The 7,806-nt window shown below is 71.4% G+C and carries 8 protein-coding genes and 1 pseudogene; 7 read left to right on the top strand and 2 right to left on the bottom strand.

Features of this window, described 5'->3' with window-relative positions; all coding sequences use genetic code 11:
- Positions 1-1,898, top strand: a 1,898-nt coding sequence (locus G3I40_RS15950; protein WP_164302826.1) for a glycosyl hydrolase family 28-related protein, incomplete at its 5' end; no start/stop codon positions are given.
- A gap of 61 nt (positions 1,899-1,959) precedes the next feature.
- Here G3I40_RS15950 and G3I40_RS15945 read toward each other — a convergent pair.
- Complete coding sequence (locus tag G3I40_RS15945; RefSeq protein ID WP_164302825.1) at positions 1,960-2,832, bottom strand: LysR family transcriptional regulator; 873 nt, start codon at positions 2,830-2,832, stop codon at positions 1,960-1,962.
- A 69-nt stretch (positions 2,833-2,901) separates the two neighbouring features.
- Here G3I40_RS15945 and G3I40_RS15940 point away from each other — a divergent pair, with 69 nt between their 5' ends.
- The 4 genes from G3I40_RS15940 to G3I40_RS15925 all read left to right on the top strand — a co-directional run bounded on the left by G3I40_RS15940 (position 2,902) and on the right by G3I40_RS15925 (position 6,294).
- A complete protein-coding gene (locus tag G3I40_RS15940; protein WP_164302824.1) occupies positions 2,902-3,219 on the top strand; it encodes a hypothetical protein in 318 nt (105 codons plus the stop codon).
- 109 nt (positions 3,220-3,328) lie between these two features.
- Positions 3,329-4,576 carry a molybdopterin-dependent oxidoreductase gene (locus tag G3I40_RS15935; protein ID WP_164302823.1) on the top strand — a complete coding sequence of 416 codons (1,248 nt, stop codon included), beginning with the start codon at positions 3,329-3,331 and terminating at the stop codon, positions 4,574-4,576.
- Between the two features lie 3 nt (positions 4,577-4,579).
- Positions 4,580-5,104: a hypothetical protein gene (locus G3I40_RS15930; protein ID WP_239091768.1), complete on the top strand. Its 525-nt coding sequence runs from the start codon at positions 4,580-4,582 to the stop codon at positions 5,102-5,104.
- 230 nt (positions 5,105-5,334) lie between these two features.
- The gene (locus G3I40_RS15925; RefSeq protein WP_164302822.1) at positions 5,335-6,294 is read left to right on the top strand and encodes a zinc-binding alcohol dehydrogenase family protein; all 960 of its coding nucleotides are present in this window, start codon (positions 5,335-5,337) and stop codon (positions 6,292-6,294) included.
- A 9-nt stretch (positions 6,295-6,303) separates the two neighbouring features.
- On the opposite strand, the gene G3I40_RS15920 is transcribed toward G3I40_RS15925, so the two are convergent.
- Positions 6,304-6,825 carry a cupin domain-containing protein gene (locus tag G3I40_RS15920; protein ID WP_164302821.1) on the bottom strand — a complete coding sequence of 174 codons (522 nt, stop codon included), beginning with the start codon at positions 6,823-6,825 and terminating at the stop codon, positions 6,304-6,306.
- Positions 6,826-6,963: 138 nt separating this feature from the next.
- On the opposite strand from G3I40_RS15920, the gene G3I40_RS15915 reads away from it, so the two are divergent.
- Both G3I40_RS15915 and G3I40_RS15910 read left to right on the top strand, forming a co-directional pair.
- Positions 6,964-7,398: an Rrf2 family transcriptional regulator gene (locus tag G3I40_RS15915; protein WP_164302820.1), complete on the top strand. Its 435-nt coding sequence runs from the start codon at positions 6,964-6,966 to the stop codon at positions 7,396-7,398.
- Positions 7,395-7,806 (top strand): annotated as a pseudogene (locus G3I40_RS15910) (hypothetical protein); the annotation flags it as partial. The gene G3I40_RS15915 and the pseudogene G3I40_RS15910, both read left to right, overlap by 4 nt.

Raw genomic sequence — 7,806 nt, 5'->3', positions numbered from 1 at the left:
GGGCGGCGCTCGCCCCCTCGTTGGTCGAGGGCCGCGGCGCCGACGTGCCGTTCGCCGAGCAGGAGGCGGAGAGCGCACGGACCGACGGCACGGTCATCGGCCCGGACCGCACCGCCTACACCCTGCCGTCGGAGGCGTCGGGCCGCGCCGCGGTGCGGCTGAAGCCGGGCCAGTACGTCGAGTTCCGGCTGCCGCGCGCGGCCAACGCGCTCACCGTGCGCTACAGCATCCCGGACGCCGCGAACGGCGGCGGCATCACGGCCCCGCTGGACATCGCCGTGAACGGCAAGCGGCAGGCGCCGATGACCCTGACCTCGCAATACGCGTGGCTCTACAACCAGTACCCGTTCAGCAACGACCCGCAGGCGGACCTGCTGCACCCCGACTGGTGGATCACGGAATGCGGCTGCGTCCCCTCAGCGACGACGCCGGCTCCCGTCATCGACAAGCCGTTCAGGCCCAGCCACTTCTACGACGAGCAGCGCGTCCGGCTGGGCCGGATCCACCGTGCCGGTGACACCGTCCGCCTGACCGCGCCCACCGGCACGAAAGCGGCCTGGACGGTCATCGACCTGCTCGACTCCGAACTCGTCGGCGCCCCGCACGTCGAACTGCGCGCCGCGAACGTCCTTGCCTACGGCGCCGATCCCACGGGCCGACGCGACTCCGCGGACGCGATCGACAGGGCCGTCGCCGCGGCGAAGCGCCACCACCTCAAGGTCTACCTGCCCCCGGGCACGTACCAGGTCAACCGGCACATCGTCGTCGACGACGTGACGATCGTCGGTGCGGGCAACTGGTACACGACCGTCAAGGGCCACCAGGTAACCCTCGACACCCCCGCCCCGGACGGCTCCGTGCACACGGGAGTCGGCTTCTACGGCAAGGACGCGGCGGACGGCGGCAGCCACGACGTGCATCTGTCCGGCTTCGCGATCGAGGGCGACGTCCGCGAACGCATCGACACCGACCAGGTCAACGCCATCGGCGGTGCCATGAGCGACTCCACCGTCGACGGCCTCTACCTGCACCACACCAAGGTCGGCCTCTGGTTCGACGGTCCGATGAAGAACGTCCGCGTCACCCGGAACGTCATCGCCGACCAGATCGCCGACGGCCTCAACTTCCATACCGGCGTGACGGATTCACTGGTCTCGCAGAACTTCGTGCGCAACACCGGCGACGACGCGCTGGCCATGTGGTCGGAGAAGCAGCAGGACGCCCGCAACACCTTCTCCCGCAACACGGTCCAGACCCCGGTCCTGGCCAACGGCATCGCCCTGTACGGCGGCACCGACAACAAGGTCAGCGGCAACCTGATCGCGGACCCGATCCGCGAGGGCAGCGCGATCCAGGTCGGCTCCCGCTTCGGTGCCGAGCCGTTCACCGGCCGTCTGTGGATCACCGACAACACGACCGTGCGCGCCGGCACGTACGAACTGAACTGGCAGATCGGGCTGGGCGCCCTCTGGTTCTACGCCCTGGAGAAGGACATCGACGCCGACATCCAGGTCACCGGCGACCACTTCCTGGACAACACCTACAACGCGCTCATGCTCGTCTCCGACTTCCCGGTGAAGGACAAGTACAAGATCACGAACGTCCACTTCAAGGACATCAGGGTCGACGGCACCGGCACGTCCGTGCTCAGTGCCCGCTCCGCGGGATCGGCGTCCTTCGAGAACGTCGACGCACGCAACGTCGGCGCGGTGGGCATCAACAACTGCGGCTCGTTCAACTTCCCCGCCACCGGTTCGGAGTTCACGGTCGAGGACCGCGGTGGCAACGACGGCGGCGGCACGACCGGCCCCTGGCTCGCCGCCTGGGAGCTGCCGAACACGATCACCTGCGACGACCGCCCGCCGGTCGTCGCGCCGCCCGCGCCCGGCGCATGGTGAGCTGACCCCCCTGCCCCGGGCGGAGCGATCCGCCCGGGGCCTTCCTTTTCCCGCATCGCCGTCAACCGGTGAAGGCGGCGTCCGGGTGCAGACCGGCCGCCCGGCTCGCCTCGACCGCAGCCGCCACGAACGAGGCGACGAGCGGGCGCCGGTCGCGCGCGGGCCAGGCGATGACGAGGCTGCTGTCGCTCGCATCGCTCACCGGTACGCGGACGAGGTCCGCGGGGACGGGCTCGACGAGGGAGCGGGGTAGGACCGCGATCATCCGGCCGAGCCGGATCAGGTGGGCCATCTGCACGGCGTCCGCGACCTCCGGCCCGCTCCCGCCGTCGGGCACGCCCTTCCACCGGGGCAGCGTCTCGTGCTCCAGCTCGGCCGTGGTCAGTGCGGTGCGGGAGGCCAGCGGGTGGTCCGCGGGGAGGACGGCGACGCGGTCCTCGGTGTGCAGCGTTTCGTGGGCGAGGCCGGTGAGGTCGTCGAAGGGCACGTAGAGCAGGGCCACGTCGGCCCGGCCGTCACGCAGGTGGTCGACGCGGTCGGTGGCGCCGCTGAACAGGATGTCGACGCGCCGGGCGTCGGGCTGCCGGTCGTAGGCGGCGAGGATCCCGGACAGCAGGTGCGCGTCGCCGCCGGGCTTGAGCACCAGGCGCAGGTGCGTGTCGCTCTCCGCGGCGCGGCGCGCGCTGCGCACGGCGGCGCTCATCGCGTTCAGCGCGTGCCGGCCGTGTTCGAGGAGTGCCTCGCCGGACGGCGTCAGGGCCACGTGCCGGCTGGAGCGGTGGAACAGGGCGACGCCGAGCCGTGACTCGATGCGGCGGACCGCCTTCGACAGGGCCGGCTGCGCGATCGACAGCCTGGCGGCGGCGCGGCCGAAGTGCAGCTCCTCCGCGACGGCGAGGAAATACTCCAGCTCCCGGGTCTCCAGTTCACTCATTCCTCCAGGTTATCGCCGAAGAGCGAACGGATCTTGGACTCTCGCCGCGGACCTTGCTTCGATGGATGCATGATCAACCACACGATGATTGTCTCCTTCCAGTCCGACGTTCCTGACACGGAAATCGATTCATTCCTTCACGACATCGAAAAGGTGATGCTCGACTCCGGACACGTGCAGACCTTCACGGCGCAGCGGCACATCCCGGTCCCCGGCGAGGAGGCGATTCCTGCGCTGATCGCGACCGTGATCGTGCAGCTCGGCCTCACGGACTTCGACGCGCTCGTCGCCTCGTTCGCGGCCCCCGGCGCGGGCGAGGTCATCCACCGCTGGCAGGCCCGGTTCCCGTACAAGGTCGCCTGGGCGAACCACGAGGTGCTCGCCTGAGCCAGGGCCGAGCTAGGTCGGGCGGGGCCGGCCGCCGCGGCGCGGACGTCAGCGTTTCGTCATGAGTCGAGCGCGGCTTTCCGGGGGTGTCGCGTTCTACGGTCGCAGCATGCGCGACACTCCTCGTCTGCCCACGTCCCCCGGCTTCTGGCGCAGTCCGCTGCGCGGCATCCGGTTCACCTCGGTGCTCGGACTCGTTCTGCTCGTGGGCATCACCGTGCTGTTCGCGACGGGACTGCTCTCGTACGCCGCCTACAACCCGAACCTGGCGGCGGTGAACGACAAGACCCCGGACAAGGGACTGCTCGGCTTCTACCTCTTCTCCTGGCCGACCCACCCGCACTGGCTGTACCGCCTCACACAAGGCGTGCACGTCACCCTCGGCATCACCCTGATCCCGGTGCTGCTCGCCAAACTGTGGTCGGTGGTGCCGCGACTGTTCGCACTGCCGCCGATCCGTTCGCTCACCCACGGCCTGGAGCGGCTCTCCCTGCTCCTGCTGGCCGGCGGCGGCCTGTTCGTGTTCACGACGGGCGTGCTCAACATCCAGCTCGACTACCTGTTCCCCGGCTCGTTCTACCCGCTGCACTTCTACGGGGCGTGGGTCTTCTTCGCCGCGTTCCTCGCGCACGCGGCGCTGAAGGTGCCGGCCGCACTGCGCACGGTGCGGCGCATGCGGGAAGGCGAGGGGCAAGTTGCGCAGGAGGACGCGCTGGCGGCGCCGCGGCCGGATCCGCCGACGGTCTCACGGCGCGGCGCGTTCGGGTTCGTCGGCGGGGGCGCGCTACTGCTGTTCGCCACCACCGCAGGGCGCAGCTTCGACGGCCTGCGCGGTACGGCCCTGCTCGCGCCGCACGGCGGCCCGGACCCCGGCAGCGGACCGGGCGGCTTCCAGATCAACAAGACCGCGGCGTACGCGGGCATCCAATCGGCACAGACGGGCGCGGACGCCTGGCGTCTGAGCGTCACCGGGCGCACGGGAACGATCCGGCTGAGCAGAGCGCAACTGGCCCGCCTCGCGCTGCACGAGGCCGCGTTGCCGATCGCCTGCGTGGAAGGCTGGTCCACGTCCGACCAGCGATGGCGCGGGGTGCGGCTGCGGGATCTGGCCGCACTCGTCGGTCACGAAGGCGATCCGCCGGACGTGTTCGTCGAGTCCCTCCAGGCCCACGGCGCGTTCCGGCACGCGGCGCTGCGCGCCAATCAGGTCGCCGACCCGCGGTCCCTGCTCGCGCTCTACGTCAACGGTGCCCCGCTGTCCCCTGACCACGGTTTCCCGGCGCGGATCGTCGTGCCCGCCGCGCCCGGTGTGCTGAACACCAAATGGGTGGCCACGCTGACGTTCGGAAGGCCGTGACCCATGGCAACCAAGAAAGCCCGGCAGAGGCCACGCGGCGGCCTGTGGACGGCACTGCGCCGGGTCCCGGCACCTCCGGGTTTCCGGATCCCGCTCGGCAGTCCCTTGCAACTCCTGCTGCTGGCCTGCTCGTTCGCGCTTGCCGGTTATGCGGGGGCGCGGCTGCTCGCCGGCGACTGGTTCGACGTGGCCTTGTGGGTCGTGGGGGCGGCGCTGCTGCACGACCTCGCCCTGGTGCCGCTGTACGCAGCCGCGGACCGGCTGCTCCTCAGGGCGTGCGGGGCGCTGGGGCAGCGCCCGCGGGTCCTGTACGTGCGCGTCCCCGCAGCCCTGTCCCTTCTCCTGCTGCTCGTCTGGTTCCCGCTCATCAGCGGCATGATGGACGACCGCTATCTGGCCGCCACCGGCCGGTCGGCGAACGGCTTCCTGACGCACTGGCTCCTGATCACCGCGGCACTGTTCGGCGGATCGGCCCTGCTGCTCATCGTCTCCACGCTGCGCACGGGCAAGAGGGCGACGTCACCGTGAGTCGAACTGGGTCGAAAAGTACGGGAGTTACGGGAGCTGCGTGCGATGGCGGCCGGTGCTCGGCTTCGATGTCGGCGTGGCGCGGGCCGTCCCGCTGCGCCTGCGCTCGTCGATTCCGGCGGAGTGCGGGCAGCATCGTGTGACGGGTCGCGCCCCGTGCGTCCGCGTCGTCGTACCGCTGGCATGATCACAGTGTCCGGGGAGGGGAACGCAGAGAACGGAGATCGCAATTGAGTCACGCCACGCCCGCGTCGCGCGCCCTCGTCCTGAAGGAGTTCGGCGCTCTGCCGCGGCTCGCGACGAGGGACGTTCCCGAGCCGGAGCCCGGCCACACGCTCGTACGGATGACGGCGGCGACCGTTGCCCATCTCGACCTGAACATCCTCGACGGGCAGTTCGGCGTCCTCCCCGACCTGCCGTTCGTGCCCGGTACCGAGGGCAGCGGCATCGTCCTCGCTTCCGGCGCCCACCCCGAGGGCGCTCTCGTGCGGGTGCGCGGCGAGGGCCTCGGGCTCAGCCGCGACGGCGCCTGGGCCGAGCACGTGCGCGTACCCGACGCCGCCGTGGAGGTCATGCCCGAAGGCACCGATCCCGTTCTCGCCTGCATCCACTTCTCCCCGGTGGGCACCGCATGGGCGGCCGTGCATGCCCTTGCCCAGGTGCGGCCCGGCGAGCGCATCCTGGTGACCGGGGCGTCCGGAGCGGTCGGTGCGATGGCGGTGCAGCTCGCCGCCCGGGCGGGAGGGGAGGTGGTCGGCGTGGTCGGCCGCCCGGCCAAGCTGCCCCACGTGCCCGCCGCCGCTCAGGCGTTCGTGGCCGGCCGGCTCTCCGAGGAGGCGATCGGCGGGAAGGCCGACGTGCTCATCGACACCGTCGGCGGCGCGGTCCTGCGCGAGGCGCTGACCCTGGTCCGCCCGGGCGGCAGGGCCGCGCTCGTCGGCTACACCGCGGGGCGCGAACTCACCCTGGATCTCGCCGACTTCCTGCTCGCCGACGTCGCGCTGTTGCCCGTCAACATGATCAGCCGCGGCACGGAAGTTGCCCCGGAGGTCCTGCGACTCCTGCCGGACCTGTCGTCCGGCGAGCTGTCCTTGCCCTACGAGCAGTACGGCATCGACCACCTCGACGAGGCGGTGGGACGGCTGCGATCGGGCGACGCCGTCGGCAAGGTGGTCATCGACCTGAGCTGAACCGCCCGCTCAGTGACCGTCGTGCGCGCCCGGGTCCGTCGTGAGCGCGTGCAGCTTCGGGAGGTTCACCACGATCGCCTCCTGGGTGCTGCGCGCGATGACGACCACGGCCTCGTCGGCAGGGTCGGGGTTCTCCTCGCGGTGCGGCACGTAAGGTGGGACGAAGATGTAGTCGCCGGGGGAGGTGCGCAGGCGGATCTCCCGCTCGCCGTCGCCGGAGTCGTCGAGGAAGACGAACTCCGGATGTCCGCTGACCACGTAGATGGCGGTCTCGGACGCGCCGTGGTGGTGGTCGGAGGACGACGTCGCGGGAGCGACATGGGTCTGGCCCATCCAGAGCTTCTCCGAACCGACGGCCGCTCCGCTGACGGCCGCGAACCGGCGCATGCCGCCCGTCTGCGCGGTGTCGCCGTCGAGGGCGTCGGCGCGGATGTGGTGCAGGCGGGTCCGCAGCCCTCCGGCCGGGCGGTCCGGGGCGTCCGGCAGGTGCGGGTGGAAACCTTCGCCAGGGGTGGTCAGCGGATCGCTCATGGCCCGGACGCTAGGGCCCGCGGGAAAAGGATGTCAAGAGGTGTCCATTGGCTCCCACCTGCGGCAATGTTCTCGCAACAAATGCGCGGCGACCGTGAAGGGCCTTGCCGCGCGCGGGGGTTCAGGCATGATGTGCGCATGCATATCTCCGCGAAGGCGGACTACGCCACGCGGGCCCTCCTGGAGCTCGCCCGCGCCCCCGATCGTCCGCTGACCTGCGAGTCCATCGCCTCCTCGCAGGAGATCCCGTTCCGCTTCCTCAAGTCCGTGGTGGGCGAGCTGCGCAAGGCCGGCCTGGTGCGCAGCCAGCGCGGCTGCGAGGGCGGCTACTGGCTGGGCGGCAGCGCCGAGGGCATCACCCTGCTCGACGTCGTCCGCGCCGTCGACGGCGAGTTGATCACCCTGCGCGGCGGGTCGCTGGCCGGCCTCGACTACCCGGGCGCCGCCACCGGTCTCCCGGCCGTGTACCGCAGGATCGAGGCCGAGGCGTCGACGGTCCTGGGCGGGGTCACCCTGGCCTCGCTGCTGCCGCCCGAGGCCGCCGAACCACCGGCCGGCAGGAACGCCGCGTGACGGCGCCGCGGGTGCCTCAGGAGCTCGGCGAGGTGGGGGACCCGGTCCTCGAAGTCGTCGAGTACACCGACCCGTTGTGCCCCTGGGCCTGGGGGTCCGAGCCCACGTTCCGCCGACTGCGGGCGGCTCTCGACGGGCGGGCCCGGTGGCGCAGGACGTACTGCATCCTGTTCGACGACGACGATGACCCGCCGCCCGATCCCGCGGCGGAGACGGCTTGGTACGCCCGCTACGTCGAGGAGATCTGCGGGCACACGAAGGCGCCCCGCCCGGCCCGCCTGAGCCGGGTCGCGGCGAGCTCGTGGCCGGCCTCCCTCGTGGCCAAGGCGGCCGACCGGCAAGGGAGTTGTGTCGCCGAGCGAGTGGTGCGGCGACTGCGCGAGACGGTCTTCGTGCCGGGCGAGCCCG

Origin of the sequence: Streptomyces sp. SID14478, assembly GCF_010548525.1 — a bacterium.
Taxonomy (GTDB): domain Bacteria; phylum Actinomycetota; class Actinomycetes; order Streptomycetales; family Streptomycetaceae; genus Streptomyces.
The sequence above is the reverse complement of the archived record's forward strand: the minus strand, read 5'-3'. Positions and strand labels throughout refer to the sequence as shown.

Coding starts and splice junctions, on each gene's coding strand:
- G3I40_RS15945 (WP_164302825.1), bottom strand. CDS start 2,832: ATGAGTGAACTGGAGACCCGGGAGCTGGAGTATTTCCTCGCCGTCGCG.
- G3I40_RS15915 (WP_164302820.1), top strand. CDS start 6,964: ATGCATATCTCCGCGAAGGCGGACTACGCCACGCGGGCCCTCCTGGAG.
- G3I40_RS15940 (WP_164302824.1), top strand. CDS start 2,902: ATGATCAACCACACGATGATTGTCTCCTTCCAGTCCGACGTTCCTGAC.
- G3I40_RS15930 (WP_239091768.1), top strand. CDS start 4,580: ATGGCAACCAAGAAAGCCCGGCAGAGGCCACGCGGCGGCCTGTGGACG.
- G3I40_RS15935 (WP_164302823.1), top strand. CDS start 3,329: ATGCGCGACACTCCTCGTCTGCCCACGTCCCCCGGCTTCTGGCGCAGT.
- G3I40_RS15920 (WP_164302821.1), bottom strand. CDS start 6,825: ATGAGCGATCCGCTGACCACCCCTGGCGAAGGTTTCCACCCGCACCTG.